The organism is Aquimarina pacifica (genome assembly GCF_000520955.1).
Classification (GTDB): domain Bacteria; phylum Bacteroidota; class Bacteroidia; order Flavobacteriales; family Flavobacteriaceae; genus Aquimarina; species Aquimarina pacifica.
In genome coordinates this window covers 1-18,661 of the sequence record NZ_JACC01000040.1, presented here as the reverse complement: position 1 = coordinate 18,661, position 18,661 = coordinate 1, and the positions used below count along the sequence as shown (strand labels likewise).

At 33.6% G+C, this 18,661-nt stretch carries 17 protein-coding genes and 2 tRNA genes; 4 read left to right on the top strand and 15 right to left on the bottom strand.

Annotated elements, in window-relative coordinates; translation table 11 throughout:
• Positions 1 to 29: 29 nt before the first annotated feature.
• Entirely contained in the window at positions 30 to 896 is an 867-nt protein-coding gene (locus DZ60_RS0117690) for a cation diffusion facilitator family transporter (RefSeq protein WP_025743359.1), read from the top strand.
• 53 nt (positions 897 to 949) lie between these two features.
• Here the strand turns inward: DZ60_RS0117690 and DZ60_RS0117685 are convergent, their stop codons facing one another.
• The 3 genes from DZ60_RS0117685 to DZ60_RS0117675 all read right to left on the bottom strand — a co-directional run bounded on the left by DZ60_RS0117685 (position 950) and on the right by DZ60_RS0117675 (position 3,087).
• Positions 950 to 1,471: an ORF6N domain-containing protein gene (locus DZ60_RS0117685; protein ID WP_025743358.1), complete on the bottom strand. Its 522-nt coding sequence runs from the start codon at positions 1,469 to 1,471 to the stop codon at positions 950 to 952.
• Positions 1,472 to 1,492: 21 nt separating this feature from the next.
• Complete coding sequence (locus DZ60_RS0117680; RefSeq protein ID WP_025743357.1) at positions 1,493 to 2,758, bottom strand: site-specific integrase; 1,266 nt, start codon at positions 2,756 to 2,758, stop codon at positions 1,493 to 1,495.
• A 254-nt stretch (positions 2,759 to 3,012) separates the two neighbouring features.
• Positions 3,013 to 3,087: transfer RNA gene (locus tag DZ60_RS0117675), tRNA-Pro, on the bottom strand.
• A gap of 278 nt (positions 3,088 to 3,365) precedes the next feature.
• Between DZ60_RS0117675 and DZ60_RS0117670 the strand changes: the two genes are divergently transcribed.
• From DZ60_RS0117670 to DZ60_RS0117660, 3 genes are all read left to right on the top strand, one after another.
• Positions 3,366 to 4,667: a cytochrome ubiquinol oxidase subunit I gene (locus tag DZ60_RS0117670; RefSeq protein WP_025743356.1), complete on the top strand. Its 1,302-nt coding sequence runs from the start codon at positions 3,366 to 3,368 to the stop codon at positions 4,665 to 4,667.
• A 1-nt stretch (position 4,668) separates the two neighbouring features.
• Positions 4,669 to 5,706: a cytochrome d ubiquinol oxidase subunit II gene (locus DZ60_RS0117665; protein WP_025743355.1), complete on the top strand. Its 1,038-nt coding sequence runs from the start codon at positions 4,669 to 4,671 to the stop codon at positions 5,704 to 5,706.
• Positions 5,707 to 5,828: 122 nt separating this feature from the next.
• A tRNA-Pro gene (locus DZ60_RS0117660) sits at positions 5,829 to 5,903 on the top strand.
• 142 nt (positions 5,904 to 6,045) lie between these two features.
• On the opposite strand, the gene DZ60_RS0117655 is transcribed toward DZ60_RS0117660, so the two are convergent.
• The 12 genes from DZ60_RS0117655 to DZ60_RS0117600 all read right to left on the bottom strand — a co-directional run bounded on the left by DZ60_RS0117655 (position 6,046) and on the right by DZ60_RS0117600 (position 18,620).
• Positions 6,046 to 6,870 carry an OmpA family protein gene (locus tag DZ60_RS0117655; protein WP_025743354.1) on the bottom strand — a complete coding sequence of 275 codons (825 nt, stop codon included), beginning with the start codon at positions 6,868 to 6,870 and terminating at the stop codon, positions 6,046 to 6,048.
• Positions 6,871 to 6,992: 122 nt separating this feature from the next.
• Positions 6,993 to 7,433 carry a hypothetical protein gene (locus DZ60_RS0117650; protein ID WP_025743353.1) on the bottom strand — a complete coding sequence of 147 codons (441 nt, stop codon included), beginning with the start codon at positions 7,431 to 7,433 and terminating at the stop codon, positions 6,993 to 6,995.
• 67 nt (positions 7,434 to 7,500) lie between these two features.
• Positions 7,501 to 8,769, bottom strand: a complete 1,269-nt coding sequence (locus DZ60_RS0117645; RefSeq protein WP_025743352.1) for a PepSY-associated TM helix domain-containing protein — start codon at positions 8,767 to 8,769, stop codon at positions 7,501 to 7,503.
• Positions 8,770 to 8,819: 50 nt separating this feature from the next.
• Positions 8,820 to 11,156 (bottom strand): TonB-dependent receptor, encoded by a 2,337-nt coding sequence (locus DZ60_RS0117640; RefSeq protein ID WP_025743351.1) that lies wholly within the window; start codon positions 11,154 to 11,156, stop codon positions 8,820 to 8,822.
• A gap of 117 nt (positions 11,157 to 11,273) precedes the next feature.
• Complete coding sequence (locus DZ60_RS0117635; RefSeq protein WP_025743350.1) at positions 11,274 to 12,305, bottom strand: transporter family protein; 1,032 nt, start codon at positions 12,303 to 12,305, stop codon at positions 11,274 to 11,276.
• Positions 12,306 to 12,586: 281 nt separating this feature from the next.
• A complete protein-coding gene (locus DZ60_RS24425) occupies positions 12,587 to 12,976 on the bottom strand; it encodes a hypothetical protein (protein WP_025743349.1) in 390 nt (129 codons plus the stop codon).
• Between the two features lie 387 nt (positions 12,977 to 13,363).
• Positions 13,364 to 13,801: a DUF1801 domain-containing protein gene (locus DZ60_RS0117625; protein WP_025743348.1), complete on the bottom strand. Its 438-nt coding sequence runs from the start codon at positions 13,799 to 13,801 to the stop codon at positions 13,364 to 13,366.
• A gap of 175 nt (positions 13,802 to 13,976) precedes the next feature.
• Complete coding sequence (locus DZ60_RS0117620) at positions 13,977 to 15,329, bottom strand: amidohydrolase family protein (RefSeq protein ID WP_025743347.1); 1,353 nt, start codon at positions 15,327 to 15,329, stop codon at positions 13,977 to 13,979.
• 211 nt (positions 15,330 to 15,540) lie between these two features.
• On the bottom strand, positions 15,541 to 15,954 hold the full coding sequence (locus tag DZ60_RS0117615) for a VOC family protein (RefSeq protein ID WP_025743346.1): 414 nt from the start codon (positions 15,952 to 15,954) through the stop codon (positions 15,541 to 15,543).
• Positions 15,955 to 16,106: 152 nt separating this feature from the next.
• Positions 16,107 to 17,069, bottom strand: a complete 963-nt coding sequence (locus DZ60_RS0117610) for a PD40 domain-containing protein (RefSeq protein ID WP_025743345.1) — start codon at positions 17,067 to 17,069, stop codon at positions 16,107 to 16,109.
• A 23-nt stretch (positions 17,070 to 17,092) separates the two neighbouring features.
• On the bottom strand, positions 17,093 to 18,028 hold the full coding sequence (locus DZ60_RS0117605) for a hypothetical protein (RefSeq protein ID WP_025743344.1): 936 nt from the start codon (positions 18,026 to 18,028) through the stop codon (positions 17,093 to 17,095).
• A 100-nt stretch (positions 18,029 to 18,128) separates the two neighbouring features.
• On the bottom strand, positions 18,129 to 18,620 hold the full coding sequence (locus DZ60_RS0117600; RefSeq protein WP_025743343.1) for a hypothetical protein: 492 nt from the start codon (positions 18,618 to 18,620) through the stop codon (positions 18,129 to 18,131).
• Positions 18,621 to 18,661 lie beyond the last annotated feature (41 nt).

Below are 18,661 nucleotides of genomic sequence, written 5' to 3'. Positions count from 1 at the left end.
TAACAAATTTATTGACAACTAAAATTAGAATGAATAACGAACAAACCGCAATACGAACAACTTATTTCAGCATAATTGGGAATACTGCTTTAGCCTTAATTAAAGGACTTGCGGGATTTTTTGGAAATTCTTATGCTTTAATTGCAGATGCGATTGAATCGACAACGGATATTTTTGCTTCATTTTTAGTTTTATTAGGTTTTAAATATGCAAAACGACCAGCGGACGAAAATCATCCCTATGGACACGGCAAAATTGAGCCATTAATTACCTTTGGAGTTGTTACATTCCTTGTTGTTTCTGCCACAATAATCGCCTATGAAAGTATTCAAAACATTCAAACACCTCATAAAATCCCGAAATCTTGGACTTTGATTGTGCTAGGTCTAATAATAGCTTGGAAAGAAATCTCATTTCAAATTGTAATTAAAAAAAGTAAACAAACAAATAGTTCATCATTAAAAGCAGATGCTTGGCATCATAGAAGTGATGCCATAACTTCGGTAATGGCCTTTATCGGTATTTCGATAGCAATCATATATGGAAAAGGTTATGAAACAGCAGATGATTGGGCTGCCTTATTCGCTTCTGGATTCATTTTATATAATAGTTATTTAATATTACGTCCAGCTTTAGGAGAAGTTATGGACGAACAACTTTATGACGAACTGATAATTGAAATTAGAGAAAAATCAACAGAAGTTCAAGGTGTTTTAGGAACAGAGAAATGTTTTATTAGAAAATCCGGAATGAAATTCCACGTGGATTTACACGCAATTGTGAATAATGAAATTTCGGTAAAATCTGGTCACGACATTGCTCATAAGTTAAAAGACCATTTACAAAAAGAAATACCGAATTTAGGACACATACTAATTCATATTGAACCGAATTAATAAAAGCAATATATTCATAAAAATTGTCTATTCTGATAAGCAAAGAAAAGTTACTAATCTTTCCTATCCGTTTTAAAACCAATTCGTTCCCTGTTATGCTGTTCAATCTGTACCTTGTCCTTTTGCAGTAAATAATTCAAAGCCTGATGAATGTCCTTAAATTTGATATTCATTTCTTTTTCAAGTTGGGCTATATGTTCTTTAAGGTTGCTATAATCTGTAAGATGCTGCCGTAACGCTACAAATGCACGCATAATAGATATATTTACGTCAATGGCCTTGTCGCTGTTAAGTACGCTAGAAAGCATTGCCACGCCCTGTTCGGTAAAGGCAAACGGAGTGGCAGGACTAAATTTAATGTTCTCTGGAAGGTTGTCACAATTTGTGATAACCTCTTTCCACTCATCTTTTGAAAGCTGAAACATAAAATCATCGGGGAAACGTTTAAGATTACGTCTAACCGCTTGTTTTAGTACTCTAGTTTCTACTTCATAGAGTTCAGCAAGGTCAAAATCAAGAATAACTTTGTTTCCTTGAATATTATGGATTTTATTTTTTATTATAGATAGTTCCATTGTATTTTTAATTAACTGGAATTATGAATTTTGAGAAACCACTTTAGAGATAGATTCATTTTCTATCTCATTGAATTGAGCCCTTAATTTTTGCATATCATCACTTACTTTACGTTCAATGACTTTAGCATAAATTTGGGTTGTAGATATTCGGGAGTGACCCAACAATTTTGAAACCGTCTCAATGGGCATACCATTACTTAATGTAACCGTTGTAGCAAATGTATGTCGGGCAATGTGGAAAGTAAGGTTCTTTTTAATACCACAAACATCAGCAATTTCCTTTAAATAAGAATTTAGTTTTTGATTTGAGATTTTAGGAAATATACTTCCTTGTGATATTGATTTACGGTTGCTCTTGTATTTTTCAACAATTTGCATCGCCTTTGGCAACAAAGGTATTCGTATGGGCTTTGTCGTCTTTTCCCGTTTGTAATAAATCCAAAGTTCGCCATCGATGCCAATACAGATATTATCCGCAGTTAAATGGATGACATCGATATAACTTAAACTGGTATAGCAACTAAAAACAAACAAATCCTTTACCAATTCCAATCTTGGAATGCTAAATTGTTTATTTTCTATCTCTTGAAGCTCTTCGAGACTTAAAAAGCCTCTTTCGTTTTTAATGAATTTAGATTTGAAATTGATAAATGGGTCGCGTTGAATCCAACCCAATTTAAACGATAAATTTATCATCTTTCTAAAACGCTCGATATGCTTCATTACGGTATTGTTGCCCATTGGCTTTTGATGGTCTTCTGGTATGTAGTCCCGGAGATATTTCTCAAACTTTATGATAAAGTGATAATCAAGTTCCCGTAAATAAAGGTCTGTGGTCTTATAGGATTTCGATAAAAATTTGGAGATATAACTCTGTGTAGTGTAATAATTTTTTTGTGTTCCCCACTTTAATTTGTTTACCATATCTTCATTATGGTAATTGATAATATCTGTAATGGAACGATTATTTTCGTCATTACCGAAATATCGAGCCTTAACGACCTGTGCGGTAATCAATTTATGCTCATTCATTAAATCGCGATAACATTTAAACAGATGATTGTAAGTTTCATCTAAATAACTGTTTAGAATTCTTGATTTCTGATTTGTTCCCCGAGCTCTGTTTTTATGGACATCCCAATCAGACACTAAAACTTTTCGTTTTAGACTGATGGTAGCTCGCTTGCCATTTACCGTAATTCTTGCGTAAATAGATGCTTGGTCATTTTTTGCCCTGGAGAAGTCCGCCCAGAACAAAATACTGAAGGTGGTAGATGTTTTCATTATTTCGTCTTTTAGTTAACAATAATTCGTTGTTATCAGACGAAAGTCAAATCACTTATAAAGATACATTTATTTATTGATTAGCAGACCGTTGGTCATAAATCTGGTCAACACTTTTTGAAATTTTAATTTGTTATCCGATTTGTTGACATTTTTAATCAAAACATATCAATTCTTATGATATTCTTAAAAACAGAAAAACCTGAAAATCATACGATTAACAGGTTTTTGTTATAGATTGATACTATAATTTGTCGGGGTGGCAGGATTCGAACCTGCGACCTCCGCGTCCCAAACGCGGCGCGATAACCGGGCTACGCTACACCCCGAGGCATAGCTTCTTCCTAAGAAGGGTGCAAATATAAATAAACCTATTTGATTTTTGCGCTCAAAAATTAAAAATATTATTTTAAAGTTGAAATTAAGAGGCGCTTCTCCAGTTTCTCTATTTGGACTCCCTTTTGAGACTCCTAAAAAATGGTATTATAAAATCCTTTGGGTATTATAATAAAGCAAGGTTAAAGTATGGTTAGTTTCTTCATAAATCGGGCTTTGTGTCGTATCTTTATGCTGCAAAAAAAAGTTCAAATACTTCTAAATTTCTTCTATGGAAAACCTCGATGCTGCAAGGCTCCAGATGGCATTTACCCTTATATTTCATATTGTTTTTGCTTGTATTGGTATGGTCATGCCATTTTTTATGGTGCTATCGCATTATAAATGGCTAAAAACACGTGATCCACTTTATCTTACACTTACGAAATCTTGGCAAAAAGGGGTCGCTATATTTTTTGTTACGGGTGCCGTTTCGGGTACTGCACTGTCCTTTGAACTGGGGCTATTATGGCCAGAGTTTATGAAACATGCAGGACCGATTATAGGCATGCCTTTTTCATTAGAGGGTGCTGCTTTTTTTGTAGAAGCAATTGCACTAGGGTTTTATTTATATGGATGGGATAAGTTGCCCGAGCGATTTCATTGGTTTACCGGAGTTATTATTGGGGTTTCTGGGGTGGCTTCGGGTATTTTGGTCGTCGCAGCAAATGGATGGATGAATTCACCCAGCGGATTTGATTATATAGATGGACAATTTCTTAATATAGATCCTGTGGCAGCTATGCTTAATCCAGCTTGGTTTACCCAGGCGCTACACATGACATTGGCGGCTTTTACAGCTACAGGTTTTGCAGTCGCAGGGATTCATGCATTTCAGGTGTATAAAGGGCGCAAGGTAGCTTTGCATAAAGAAGCCTTTAAGATTGCTATTACTTTTGGTGCCATAGCGGCAATTCTACAGCCTATCAGTGGTGATATTTCTGCAAAAGATATTGCTACACGACAGCCTGTAAAATTAGCGGCAATGGAGGCGCATTATAATACAGAAAAAGGAGCGCCCCTGTATATAGGAGGATTAGTAGACGCAGAAACTCAAGAGGTCAAGTACAAAATAGCAATCCCAGGAATGCTCTCTTTTTTAGCATTCGGGGATTTTGATGCAGAAGTAAAAGGACTGAACGATTTTCCTAAAGACGAACACCCCAATGTGCCCATGGTACATTATGCTTTTCAGATCATGGTAGGGATAGGATCTCTTTTACTTTTGGCCGGTTTGTTATACTTTGTATCTCTTAAAAAGAAACAATGGTTTGCAAATCAGAAATACTGGTTATTGTTTGTGTTACTGGCACCAATGGGCTTTATAGCCTTAGAAGCAGGTTGGATTGTTACCGAAGTAGGGCGACAACCCTGGATCATTCATAAAATAATGAGAACAAAAGATGCAGTAACGCCTATGCCGGGTATAGTTGTTAGTTTCTATACGTATATTGTTGTTTATCTTACGTTATCAGTCGCTGTGACTTGGCTGATGATCCGTCAGATAAAAGTACTTAACTCCTCAAATCATTAATATGTTATATGTTGTTTTATTTTTCTTGATGTTTTCATTGTTTTTGTATGTGGTTTTAGGAGGTGCAGACTATGGTGCAGGAATCGTTGAATTATTTTCTTCTAAGGAGAATCAAAAAATTACCAAAAAAACGATTTACAGAGTGATGGGACCCGTTTGGGAAGCCAATCACATTTGGATTATTATTTTGATTGTTATTTTATGGATAGCATTTCCCGAATACTATAACATAATTGTGATCTACCTGCATTTACCTCTTACTATCGTATTACTAGGGGTTACACTTAGAGGAGTGGCCTTTGTATTTAGACATTACGATGCGATTATTGATAATTCTCAAAAACTCTATGATACCCTGTTTAAAATATCTAGTTTGATTACTCCCGTATTTTTAGGAATCGTATTCGGAGCTTTGATTAGTGGTCAAATAATAATAGTAGAAGATATAGGGACATTAACATTTTTTGAAGCATTTATAAAACCTTGGTGTAATATGTTTAGCATCCTTATTGGATTCTTTTTTGCGGCTTTATGTGCATTTTTGTCATCTGTTTTATTGATTGGCGAATCAGAAGAAGATAATCAGCATATCTATATCAGGAAATCAGTTGTAGCATCGATCATCGTTTTCATATTGGGACTTTTTACTTTTATATATGGATATGTAACAAAAAGTGTATTTGTCTATGAATTTATAACTAATACATATGCAATTGTAGCTGTAGTCATTTCTGCTTTATTACTGGTGCCACTATGGAGAACAATCAAAGCGGGAAATAAGGTATGGAGTCGGTTTTTTGCGGGGTTTCAGGTGTTTTTGATTTTATTAGCTGCACTTGTTTCTCATTTTCCGAATATTATAATTACCCAAAATCAACGTATCAGTTTACTTGATAATTTGGCACCTGTATCCGTTATAAATGTATTAGGAATATCCCTTATCATAGGTGGAGCTGTTATTCTTCCGGGATTATTTCATTTGTTGAAATCGTTTAAAATGATTAAAATATTAGATAAGAATAATAATCCTTCAATTTAAGACTAAGATTATTATATTTGCAATCGGTTTTTTGGTAGTAGCTTAGTCTGGATCAACAACTCTAATGGGGTAGGGGACTCAGCGATATAGTTTCTACATAATGTAAAACATTTTTTAAAATTCGGGTAGTAGCTTAGTCCGGTTAAAGTGCTGGTCTGGGGGACCAGAGATCGGAGGTTCGAATCCTCTCTACCCGACGAATATAAGTAGGCTATCCTTTCTGGGTAGCCTAATTTTTTTTCTAGCGTAGCAGGTACTCTGTTGATGCAGAATAAATACTGAATAAAAAAATCCAATCATTTCTGATTGGATTTTTTTATGGTTGAATATTTTCGATACTTACTGTTTAGAATTATTTTTCATATTTTCTTTGACTAAGCTATAAAATTGATCAAATTCTGGGTCAATAATTAATCGAGTTACTGTTTCTATACCTTCGGTACCGTATTCGCTTTTTGCCAGAACTTCTAATCTTTTAGGATTTACCTTATAATCTTTTTGAAGAGCGCTCACAATAGCAGCGGCTTGTAGAGAACTTAATGCCCAATTGTCTTTTATGGTCTTATCTTTAAGGTTAAGTGCATTGCTATTTCCTTCTACAATAAGTTTTAGATTCGATTTTCCGTTAAGCGCAGTGGCGATTTTACTTAGAATTCCTTTTCCTTTTTCGTCAATTACAATACTCTTATCATTATCCCCAAATAATTTTGTGTTGGGGATTGTAATAAGAACCATTCCATTTTTTACCCCGATACTACCGCTATCACCCAATGCATTTTTAAAAACTGTAAGTGTAGCTAGTTTTGTAGAGTCACTCTTAGTAAGAGCGTCATTAATAACCTTGAGTTGTTTGTCTTTCTCCTGAAGGTTTTTTAAAGAAGTCTCTAGGTTTTTGGCCTTTTTATTTGATAATTCGGTAAAACTACTCATTTGGGTAAGTAGCGAAGTATTGGTTTCTTTAAGATCATTCATCTGTGCCTCCATACCTTCAATTTGACCTTGTTTGGCTTTTGAAGTTTTGCGTGCATCAGAGAGTTCTGATTTTGTGTTTTTAAGTTCTGTTCTTAATGTTTCAATTTCATCAAGAAGATCTTTTTTTTTCTGAGCATTTAGAGATAAAGAACAGATAAGTAGCGTACTAGTAAATAGAATAATTTGTTTCATTGATATTAGTATTGATTTGTTGCACTCGCTAAAGTAAAACATTTTTGTAAAATACAAAGTGGTTTACACTTTTTTGATGATCACCAAAAAGTGTAAACCACGTATAAAGGTTCTTATAGCTTTTAGGATTCTCCTAAAAGTCTTTTTGCATTATCAATACTAGAGTTTATTTGCTCTTTTAAAGTATTTACCTCAATTTCTTCTTCTTTAAGAGTTTTCATTTTTGCTTCAAACTTCTCTTTGTCATCTGCTGTTATTTCTTCATTGTAAGGAAATTTTTTGCTAAAGTCTTGCATCCATTCCATCATAAAATCATAAGATCCTTTAAGATCCTCTTGCGCCTTTATGTAGGGAGCACTTGCCGCAGTAGTATCAACTTTTGCCTCTAATTTTTTGATTAATGAACCTATATTTCCAATTTTGGGCATTACTTCGTCATGAACATCTATTACTTGCTGCATTAGGTCATCAAACTCTTTTTCTTTTTTTGCATTGTCGTTACAGGAGAATAAAAAAGAGGTGCTAATAGCTATTATAAATATGGTGATGGCTGATTTTTTCATGTTTTTCGGTATTAGTGATTGTTCAAATATATTGTTTTTTTACAGAGTCGTAGTTTTTAAAGGCGGTTTATGCATTTCGCAGCTGGTTTTTACGATCTATTCGTTTTTGATAATATTCAATTCCTAAAATAAATAAAAGACTAAGCCCAAATAACGGAAATAGTATACTGAGTAGAATTATAAGAATGATAATGCCATAACCCGCTTTAAATGAAGCTGGTACTTTGGGAACTCCCCAACGACGTCTTTTCTTGCGCATATTATAAGATACAATTGCTGCAATGCTCATGATCGCTAATGCAGTGGCTGTGATAAGCATTAGAACCCAGTTCCATACACCAAACTCTCCTTGATGGAAAGCCATAAACCACATTCGACCTCGCATTAAAATACCGACATCTTTCCAATTATTACCTAGTATTTTTTGACCTGTATACTGATCAAAATGTACTTTTTTTTGTTCGTTAAGATTAGAAGGAATAGAATTAGAAACGCTATAAATCCCTTTTTCTCCTTTAGGAAATTGAACAGTTACCTCACCAGGTAAGTTTAGTTCTTTGGCGATGGTAACCATTCGATCAAGGGTAATTGTTTTTTTGATATTACTATCAGAAGTAGAGTTTACTTGTCTACCACTCCAACTGCTAGGAAATCCTGTATTGGTTATTTTTTGTAGTGTTTTAAAATTACTACCAAACACATCGGTCCAAGGAAATCCTCCTGCCAGAATCATAAGCAATAGTATAGAAAACCAAAATCCGGTAATTGCATGTAGATCTCTATAAAAAGTGCGTTTTCCATTTTTTATACGAGGAATAAAAAAGCCTTTGATACTCCATCCTTTTCCTGGCCACCAAACATACAAACCCGTGAGAATTAACACCACCATCCAGCTGGCAATAGCTTCAATGATCTTTGTACCAAACGTACCCATTAGTAATTCTCCATGCAGTTTTCTTACTGTAAACATGGCAGAATCTTTTGGTGAAATTGTACCTGAAATTGTACCTGTGTATGGGTTTATATATGTGCTTTTTTTATGACTAAAACGTCCGGAAACAAATTCTGTAGCCCTATTTGTTGCTGTAGGCATTATCATTGCAGTAGGTTGCTTTTTTGCTTCTTTCTTTACAATTTCCCACTGTTTTTGTAGTGTCAAAGGGGTACCCGTAACGACCACCTCTTTTATATGTTTTTGTCTGGGAGCGTCATAATCAGCCTTAAACAAATAAATGATTCCCGTAATCGACAAGATGAGAATAAAAGGAAGCGAAATGATCCCCGATATAAAATGCCATTTCCATAACCATTTGTTTAGTTTTTCGTTCTTTTTCATATCATTTATACGACAGGCAGTTTGTATACCAAATTGCCTGTCTTTTTTTGTTAAAAATTGTACCGTAAACCAAGATGAAATGCTCTAGGATTTCCGATGGTATAACTATTTTGACTACTGTAAGAATTATAGGAAGCTCTAGCTGCATACAATTCATCTAAAATATTAAGGGCATGTCCCCAGATTTCGAAACCTTTGAAGTTTACTGTAGCTCTTAGGTTAAAAATACTATGCCCATCGTATGTAGCGGTACTCGTACTACCATCTTCATTTTCTACCTGTCCTTCGAAACTTGTATTGTACGCACCTACTAATTCGTGTTCTGCAGTTAGACTATAACCAACACCATTTTGTAATGTATTTCTATAAGTTATCAATGTAGTTCCTAATAGATTGGGAGCTGTTTCTCGGTCTGTATCAGAGTAGTCAATACCATCTTCATAGAAATCAATATATCGATGTTTTGCATAACTACCATTATGTGTAAGCGATAGTCCCTCGATAGGGATATAGGTAATCCCATATTCGATTCCGTATGACTGAGTTTCTCCTGCATTTGTACTATAAAAGTTGTCTTCCTCATCCCGCAGGGTAATTAATGTATTTTTACCATCTAGAAGATATACCGCTACATCAAGCTTTAGTTTAGCAGGAATCGTATAATATCCACCAATTTCATAATTGTGGTATTGACTCGGTTTAATACCTTGTAACTCATCTCCGCTTCGGTAAAGTGTCGATACCTGTGGAGGCGTAAATCCTTGTGAGTAATTTAGGTATATCCCTTTATTTTTGTCAAAGTTATAATTCAATCCTAATTTTGGAGTGAGGTTAGAATAGTCATCAACAGAGTCCTCTGTATCTACAATATCCTCTACCATATTATCATAATCATACTCAAAACTATCATATCGTAATGCGGCTGTAATTTTGAGTTGCTCTAATGGTGAAACTTCATATTGAATAAATCCTGCGTAATTAAATATACCAGCTTCGTAATTAAGAATGTAGTCTCCTGAATTAATTGAGTATTCGATATTTTGACCAGTTGCTGTATCTACAATTACATCAATAGTTTCGGCGACATATTCTTGCGGAGAATAATCTGCTGTTCCTCCTAAAATAAGTGAAGAGTTGGCAAAGTCGAAGTCTAGTTTATGCTGTATAAGTCCGACATAGCTAGAAAATTGATTAGAATTAATTTCTCCTGAACCAGTACCTGTAAGTACTCCGTCTGTTCTTGATTGTCGAACTCTATAAGAAGGCAATTGGTCCATTCGATTATTGCGATATATAAAGTTAAAAGAGGTTTTGTTGCGATCGTTCCAGAATTTATCTAAGGTACTTCTCATTCTAAACGCAGTTGCGTCTCTTTCTGTAAAGGTTTGATCACTTTCATAATTACCACTGGTATAGTCATCTTCACTTAAGGATCCTGACATATCCGATCGATACTTAATGATATCAAAAACGGTGGTCCATTTAGTTGTAGGAGAAGCATCGTATACTGTTTTTAGTGTAGTTGCAAATTTCTCATAATCACTGTGTGATATAGGTCCGTCTTTTCGTTTTACGAAATGCCCACCAAGGTAAAAGCCTAGTTTGTCATTTACTTGATCAGAAACTTCACCTTCATAACGGCTTAGACCAATATCATTTGTCTGAAAACCAATGCTTCCACTTAGTTTTTCTGTTGGGTTTTTGGTAATAAAGTTAAAACTACCACCTATAGATTCACTACCATAAATACTTGATGCAGGACCTTTTAAAACCTCAATTCTACCATAAGAAATGTCGTTCATTTCTAATAAGGCGTTATGATTAAAGACAGAAGTGGGTCGTATTTGCAAACCATCTTCTAAATATAGAAACAATGATTTGGTAGAAATAGGAGAACGTACAGCCATAAAATGCTGCTCATTGCTCGCTGCTCTTGATGTAGACATATATACTCCCGGAACTTGATTTACAAGTTGATCGATACCTAATGCTTTGGTTTCTGCAATAGATTGTGCCGTAATTGTGGCGATAGATCCAGGAACCTCAGATCTTTTTTGAATTTCTCTACTAGCTGATGATACGACCACTTCTTCTAATGCAACATCGTCTCTGGTTAGTCTAATTATAGTTGGTGTATCGCGTAAGGATACTGTTTTACTTTGGTATCCGATAAAACTTATAGTTACTTTTTTTGATGTATCTAAAGTAATAGAGAAGTTTCCTTCGTTATCTGTCATTACTCCATTAGTAGGAGTATTTATGGCTACTATTGTTGCCCCAGGTAATGAATTATTAGAGTTGTCGGTTACTTTTCCTGTATAAACGGTTTGTGCATGACTATATAACCCTAATAATAGAGCTAAGGCCAAAACAAATATATTTTTCATGATGTTGTTATATACTAATGTAGTGCTTGTTTACGAAAGGGTAAAGAAGCTAATTTTGTTTTATGTAATAAGTGCCATACGATATTTACTATATCATATATCATAGTATAACAGTTGTTATAATGCGTATTGCACTCCTATTGTTATTGTTTCCTTAGTTCTTAATTGAATGCCATTCATGTTCTGAAATAGGGGTAAAGAAGCTTCGGCACCTAATCTTAGGTTTTTTAATCCACCTTTGAAAGCATATAGATTAAACCCCAGACCTGCATTAGTATACGTCATACCTGAGTTGGCAGTATCTGCAGTAATAACCATCATTGGGTTAAGATCGGGGTTAGCACCTTCAATTTTGTCAATTGCACCTAGTTCGAATCTACCAGAGAAACTTAACCAGTCTGCTGCAACTAAAGACAACCAATTATTGATACTATATTTATTACCTAATCTATAGTCATTGTCATTTTTTCCGGTACGTATCGTTGTTTTTGCCTGTGACCCAAAAGATAGGGTGTTCCATTGTTTTAAATACGTCAAAGCTAGTTCTGCATCCCAGGTTCCGCTACCGATTTGCATGGGATAGGGCAGGATTACTTCGTTTGGAGAAGAGGCGGGGGTAACATCCATTTCTTCTATACTTCCTGTTGGGATCGAAAGTCCCACTTGTCCGTGCAGTTGTTGTTTATTTTTATTAAAAAACTTATACAAAGCACCAATTTTTGTATCGCTTAGTCCTGAACTTTCTGTTGTAAATGTCGCACCTGTCATCATAAGATGATCCATAGACATACTTAAATAGTTAGCCATTACCATTAAGGTTACTTTATTACTTGGCGCATACATCATCCCAAGCATATGCATATCCATGGGCATACTTGTAGGGGTAACCATATAATTTCCTGTTGGCATAATCGCATCCAAAAATTCGATATTTTCGCTATTTTCATTAAGATCTTCCATATTCATGTACATATACCGGTAACTGAACATAAAGTCTCCTTTACCATGAGTATGATCGCCCATTACAGAAATAGGAGCATGACCATCGGGCCGGGAACCAGACCATTTTTGTTCTGGACTTGTTGTATCTTCTTGAGCAAATATGGATATGCTTGCCATAAATAAAATGGCAGAGATATATTTTTTCATTTTTTGATGTTTATTAATAGGGCTCTTACTACATATTATTAATTAGAGTGACGGCACGTGATTATGTTGTTTCATGTTTTGAACTTAACGCGCATTACATATATGTAAAACACGAGTGCCTAGAAAACTAATACAATATAGTAGGAGCGTAGTTTCTAAATTGTGAACTATTGTAAACTAGTTCTGTAACTAAAAAGCACTGATTTTGAAAATACAATATCGCCTACAGCTTAAAATAAATTTTATTCTGAAGTAATCGCATTTAATCAGTATGTTCGAATTTAGGCAACTACTATTTTGGGAGGGTGATCTATGTCTTTTGAAACACCTTGCAGGAGTAAATCCTTGGCTTTCCAAATTTTTTGGGTATTCAAAGTAAGAAGAATGGTATTCGTAATATTGAAGGTGTTTTCTTGAAAAAATAAGGGTACAAAAGCTTCTGTAATTAGTATCAACTTATTTGTAGAAGTAGTATTGTCTGCTGTCTGTTGTTTTATTTGTTTCATGAGATAGCATTTTCCGTTACAATTAAGTTTGGGTCTTGCTTTGTTAACACAATATTTTTCTATAATAGTATCTATGTTGAGTTGATAATACATAACATTACTTATTTCTACAACCGGTCGTATAGAAAAAGAAAGTAATAATAGTATAGAAAAAAAAACTCTCAATGGTTCTGTTATTTAGTAAAGGTCTTTAATACCATGTAATAACGCTAAAACTGTGCGCAAAGATATACACAAATTTTAATTTTAAGTGGGTATACTTAAGTTTTATGTTGAACAAGCTGTTTATTAAGTTAACTTACTTGTTTATATAATAATTTTCATATCCTTTTTACTACTAGGATGTTTTATGTAACTTCTTTGATGTTATTATAAACTCCTTAAACTCCTTAGATTTATCAATATTGAATTCTTAGGTTTTACTATATTCTTGGGGATCCTTGCTAGAAACGGACTCATATTTTTTCTTATTGAATTCTTTATTAGGTTTAATTTTTATTTCCACTAACCAACTTTATACAATTACTTACAGCCATTGTTAGTAAGTCATTATTAATTTCTGCAAGCTCCACATTCATGATTGTTATTCAGGTATACGATTGTTTCTTTACAGATTTGTTCTAAGATTGAAATATTAATGTCAGCAAGTTTTTTAACATATATACAGGCTTTTCCCATTTTAAATTTGCCAAAATCTTTCAATAACTCATCACTCTTATCTGTTTTAGAATATATGTAGAATGAAAACTGTGCTTTTCTTGGTGAGAAACCTAACATTGGTGCATCTCCCTCATGGCCACTGTCATATTTATAGTGATAACTGCCAAAGCCAATAATAGTTGGTCCCCACATCCTTGGTTTACAACTAGACCATTTGCTCATTAGTTTTATGAGTTCAAGACTATCCGATTTCTTTTGCTCGTTTTCAACATAAGAATTGATAAAATCAAATACATCAATTTCAGTAACAGTTGTTTTGTTCTTTGCCATTCGATTATTGTATTAATTAATTATATTGAATGCTTTTCAATCTATTTGTGTATGATTTAGTTGCGAGAAAATATACACTTTACTTTCTGTAGCAACAATATAGTGAATTGTAAGAAAAGATCTTGCTATCAGTCAGCAATCCGCAGTTAATTACACATGTTGTTGATAGTAATTTTTATTCACTTACCCTGCTTTGAATTGTTCCGTTCTTAATTACCGTATTTATAGAAAGGCTATTGCTTATAGATTCCAGAGGATTTTTATCAAGAAGTATCATGTCTGCTAGTTTACCAACCTCAATTGAGCCTAAAGTATCGTCTGATTTCATCATTTTCGAAGCATTAAGTGTACCCATTTTAATAATGTCTAAGGGCTTCATTCCGCCTAGTTCTAAAATTTGCATCTCTTCATGCAGACTATAACCATGAAAATTGAATTCATTGCCTGTATCTGATCCCAAAACCATATTGATTCCATAATCATAAAGAAACTTTACATCTTCGACATGGTGATTAACAAAAGCTATGAATGTACTTTCTTCTATACCGTATTCCTTTTTCAGACTTTCGGCGATAATTTTTGCACGCTCGATCTGACTAGGTTCGATCACTTCCTTGATTTTTTGATATTTAGGCAGCATTTCTTCGACATCAAACCATTCTGGATGCAAAGGGTATAGAAAAGATTTATCAATCATTAGGGTAGTGACCCAAGAAGCATCTTTTTCTCGAAGATTTTCAATCCATTTTAAGTGTAAACTGTTATTGGGATCAATGTTGACACCTGTATAATGAACTAAATTTTGCACTCCTCCCTTTACAGCCATCTCCAATTCAATATTATCACTTACATGCGCATAAACTTCTAATCCATATTTTGAAGCTTCTTTAACGGTTTTATTCACAAACTTCTGAGGAATCCTTTCAACAAAAGGCGGAGTAGGGCCATCTTCTATGGTGATTTTTATTCCAAGAATAGGATATTGAGCAACTTGTTTCACAAGATTCTCAATTTGAATTGTATCTTTTAGGTAGAATATATTTTCTCCATTTTCTCTGTTAAAGCTCCCATAGGTTTTTGCTGGATGACGACCTTCCATAGTAAAGTGTTGACTTGTATGAAACACTCTAGGAGCAGGAATAGAATCTTGTTTACTGATTAAGCGCATGGCGGCATAATATTCATTGGTGCATCGACTTCCTCCGGGCACAAAAATTGATGTTATTCCGTAGTGAATCAGGTTTACAAAATCACCTTTAAAATCTCCAGTGTGTACATGGCAATCAAATAAGCCGGGAATCAAAAATTTATCAGTTCCATCAATGACGGTTCTTGCATTGACATCAGATTCAGATCCAATTGCTACAATTTTCTTGTCATCGATCGCAATTGTGACTGCTTTTTGGATTGGATTACCGGTTCCATCTATTAGGTCGACATTTTTTATTACTAAATCATAGTCTGATTCAAGGTTATTTCTACATCCTAACAATAGGGTTGGCACAATAAAATAAATCAGATATTTCATACTTTTTGTAATTATAGACATCGCTTGATGTAAGGAGCGTAGGGCAGAGGATAAGCACTGTCTTTAGGATTCTTACTAAGTCAAATTTACTTATTTTGCTTTTATTTTTCTCTAAATGTCAAATTAGAAATTTGACGACAGATTAAAGAAATCCAGCTTTTAGATTAAGCCTAAACCAAACTATGTTTTTTTATACGTTGTTACCTGCAGTTTATTTTATCAAACCTTTATTGTTTTCATTGGGTTCAATTAAATCCCACATATTTCCATATAAATCTTCAAATACAGCTACAGTTCCATATTCGAATTCGGTTTTAGGTCTTACAAATTTTACTTCTCTCTTCATCATTTTATTATAATCTCTTTCAAAATCATCAGTAAACAAGAAAAAACCAACCCTGCCTCCTGTCTGATTTCCAATACTTTCTTTTTGTTTGTCATCTGCAGCTTTTGCTAAAAGTAAACAACATTCTTTAGCTCCTGGTGGCGCAACCATTACCCATCTTTTCTTTTCGTCAATTTTTGTGTCTTCGAGAAGTTTGAAGTCTAGTTTTTTAGTATAAAATTCTATTGCTTCATCATATTCTTTTACAACTAAAGCAATATGCGCTATTCTTTGTTTCATTTATTTTTGTTACTTTTTTGTGATTGCAGCTAAGGTTTTTTGTATGATGAGTTGCGAGAAAGTACACAGGTACTTTCAGCCGTTGCTATAGATAATTAATGCAAGTGAATTTCTGATAGGGAAATTTTGCCTCAATTAAATCATAGTCCTTGTTAGTTGCTGTTTATTTTCTGTAAGAGTTTTTTCTTTAACTGAGTAAAATCTATCCAATAAATATTTCCAGTCCAGTAGGTACTCCCATCTTCTGTTGTTTTTTCAAAACTTCTGGAGAAAAATAAATATTTACCATCAGGGGAAACACTTGCACCAGTTTCATTTTGTTCGGTATTTATTTTAGGTCCCAAACTACAGGAATTAGTCCAATTCCCGTTATGGTTGAAACTGATATACAAATCACCATTTTCATTTATTGAAGTTCTTTCTGCATCATATATAATATAGCTTTCATCTGGAGCAATATATGAATGAGCTATCCATTTTCCGGAAAAATTTATTTCCTTTCCCATTTTTTGAACATTTTTATAGTGGCCTTTTTCGTTGATTGAATAATAAATACCGCCATCTTCGTGTTTAGCACCTTTTTCCTTAGAAGAGAAGTATAGATTGTCATCATATGTTGATGTGAGGTACATAACAAACCTTTCCGAGAAAGGACTTTCAAGAGGTTTTGGGTTGCTCCAACGTTTATTTTCTTTTACACAATACCATTCGTTTACCCCTGATGAGTTAATGGTATCGTTAATCTGTCTTGTACTTCCAAAATAGAGTTTATCTCCTTTCGGATTAATATGAGGTTGATAATCCCATCCATTATCTGTTGAAAAAGAAGCTAGTTCTGGCTTAGACCATTTTAAATCAATTAACTTACTAGTATAAATTTCATTCGTTCCCTTAGGCTTTCTCCTTGTGAAAAATAGTTCATTCATTTCTGGGTTAAATGTGATTGCAAATTCCTTATTATTATCAGTAGAAATAATTCCTTGTCCAAAAATTAAAGGGGTATCAGTTGGTATTTGATTACTAAGTAAAGCAAGATTGGTTTTTTTAATATTTTGGCAATAAAAACAAACAGGTAGTAAACTCAAAAAAAAGGTTATGATTTGTATTTGTTTCATTATTGAATTTTGGCATTTCGTTTTTATTCTTTGTCATTCAAGATATATAATCCATATTTAGCTTTTTCTCCATATATGGCAACGGCAGATTTAGGTTCGAAGTAGTAAAAATCTTTGTTTTCAAGACTGCAACTACTTTTTTTCCCCTGTTGCGCTTTAATAAACTCTTTGTATTTTATTTCTGTTCCGTTACTTAACACTATTGGTATCCAATCTTCCGAATAATGACCAATCCCGCCAAGAATTAATTCAATTGGTGTAGCTTTTATTTTATATTCAGCAGAAATTTCATTTTTAGTCAGCACATAATCAGTTGTTTCATATCCAAAAAACCTTTCATCATCTTTCTTAGGATTTTTTATATTTTTATATGACACCCTAATAACATTATCATTATCTATAAGGTCGATTGGTAGGTCAATCGAAAATGTACCAGATAGAGAACTATACGTTGACAGTAATTTATTGACTGTAGCGAATGTTATTTTCGCATTCTCAATCAAGTCTCCGTTTTCCGAAGTAACTATTCCACTAAATTTAATAGAATTCTTTGGTTTGATTGTATTTGATTTAGTATTGGTTAAGTGTTTTTCGGATTTTAGATTCTTATTGGTAGTTTGTACGAATTCAGTTTGTACTTGTGAATTTGTAACTGGTAAGTTTTGATTGCAAGATAATGTTGTAGCAATCATCAGTCCTGCAGCTACGTTTGTATATGGTAGTTTATAATCGTTATAGTTTTTTAATTCTACCAATGGGATTTTTAATTGCTCACTTGTTAATCTAGCACATAGGTTTCCGTTATTTTTAATTTCTTTCGAGATTTGAAGTTGATTGTTTTGGGTAAAATCAAATACACTTTTTGAACATAATTTGCAAAAACGTCCTCTTTCATTCGGCTTCATATTTGCCCAATTTTCTTTGCAGGACTTTTCTATTTTCAGAAATTTTGTTTTCATCTTTTTTGTTTTAAATACCAAATTTTATATTGGGCAGGCCTTATAAATAAGCGTAAATCTTACGATTTGGCACAAACGCCTTATGTTTTCTTATATATTGTTACCCAATGTTAATTATTTTTCCATCAACATCCTGCGCAAATTTTTCAGCGATATCACTCAATTTAGGTTTGAATGATTTGAAAATAGATCTCTTAATAATAATTCCGAAATACCCTAGTCCAAAAATCATAATTGGAATCAAATAAATTATTATATCAGTTACTTTATTTACAGCTATTATTAGTAAAGACAGGCATAAGAATACTATGAAAAATGTATTCGTTATAGTTTTATAATCAGGACTACAATCATTAATTATTAAGTCAATTGTAGTTTTTTCTTTATCTCCATTTATTTTACCTTTTACATCTATATGGGTACTATAATTTGTGTGACCACTGAATGAGTCTCCTTTTAAATTACCTACAAACTTTCCTTTGAATATATTATTCGTTTCGTCAAACATTAAATTTATGCTCTCTCTAATTGTATCAATATCGGTTATAGTTTCAATTTTATAATTCTGTTTCTTTTTTTCTGATTTACTCAATTATAGATGTTTTTGATAATGTTCGTTAAGATACATAGTTT

Coding starts and splice junctions, on each gene's coding strand:
- DZ60_RS0117690 (WP_025743359.1), top strand. CDS start 30: ATGAATAACGAACAAACCGCAATACGAACAACTTATTTCAGCATAATT.
- DZ60_RS0117685 (WP_025743358.1), bottom strand. CDS start 1,471: ATGGAACTATCTATAATAAAAAATAAAATCCATAATATTCAAGGAAAC.
- DZ60_RS0117680 (WP_025743357.1), bottom strand. CDS start 2,758: ATGAAAACATCTACCACCTTCAGTATTTTGTTCTGGGCGGACTTCTCC.
- DZ60_RS0117670 (WP_025743356.1), top strand. CDS start 3,366: ATGGAAAACCTCGATGCTGCAAGGCTCCAGATGGCATTTACCCTTATA.
- DZ60_RS0117665 (WP_025743355.1), top strand. CDS start 4,669: ATGTTATATGTTGTTTTATTTTTCTTGATGTTTTCATTGTTTTTGTAT.
- DZ60_RS0117655 (WP_025743354.1), bottom strand. CDS start 6,870: ATGAAACAAATTATTCTATTTACTAGTACGCTACTTATCTGTTCTTTA.
- DZ60_RS0117650 (WP_025743353.1), bottom strand. CDS start 7,433: ATGAAAAAATCAGCCATCACCATATTTATAATAGCTATTAGCACCTCT.
- DZ60_RS0117645 (WP_025743352.1), bottom strand. CDS start 8,769: ATGAAAAAGAACGAAAAACTAAACAAATGGTTATGGAAATGGCATTTT.
- DZ60_RS0117640 (WP_025743351.1), bottom strand. CDS start 11,156: ATGAAAAATATATTTGTTTTGGCCTTAGCTCTATTATTAGGGTTATAT.
- DZ60_RS0117635 (WP_025743350.1), bottom strand. CDS start 12,305: ATGAAAAAATATATCTCTGCCATTTTATTTATGGCAAGCATATCCATA.
- DZ60_RS0117625 (WP_025743348.1), bottom strand. CDS start 13,801: ATGGCAAAGAACAAAACAACTGTTACTGAAATTGATGTATTTGATTTT.
- DZ60_RS0117620 (WP_025743347.1), bottom strand. CDS start 15,329: ATGAAATATCTGATTTATTTTATTGTGCCAACCCTATTGTTAGGATGT.
- DZ60_RS0117615 (WP_025743346.1), bottom strand. CDS start 15,954: ATGAAACAAAGAATAGCGCATATTGCTTTAGTTGTAAAAGAATATGAT.
- DZ60_RS0117610 (WP_025743345.1), bottom strand. CDS start 17,069: ATGAAACAAATACAAATCATAACCTTTTTTTTGAGTTTACTACCTGTT.
- DZ60_RS0117605 (WP_025743344.1), bottom strand. CDS start 18,028: ATGAAAACAAAATTTCTGAAAATAGAAAAGTCCTGCAAAGAAAATTGG.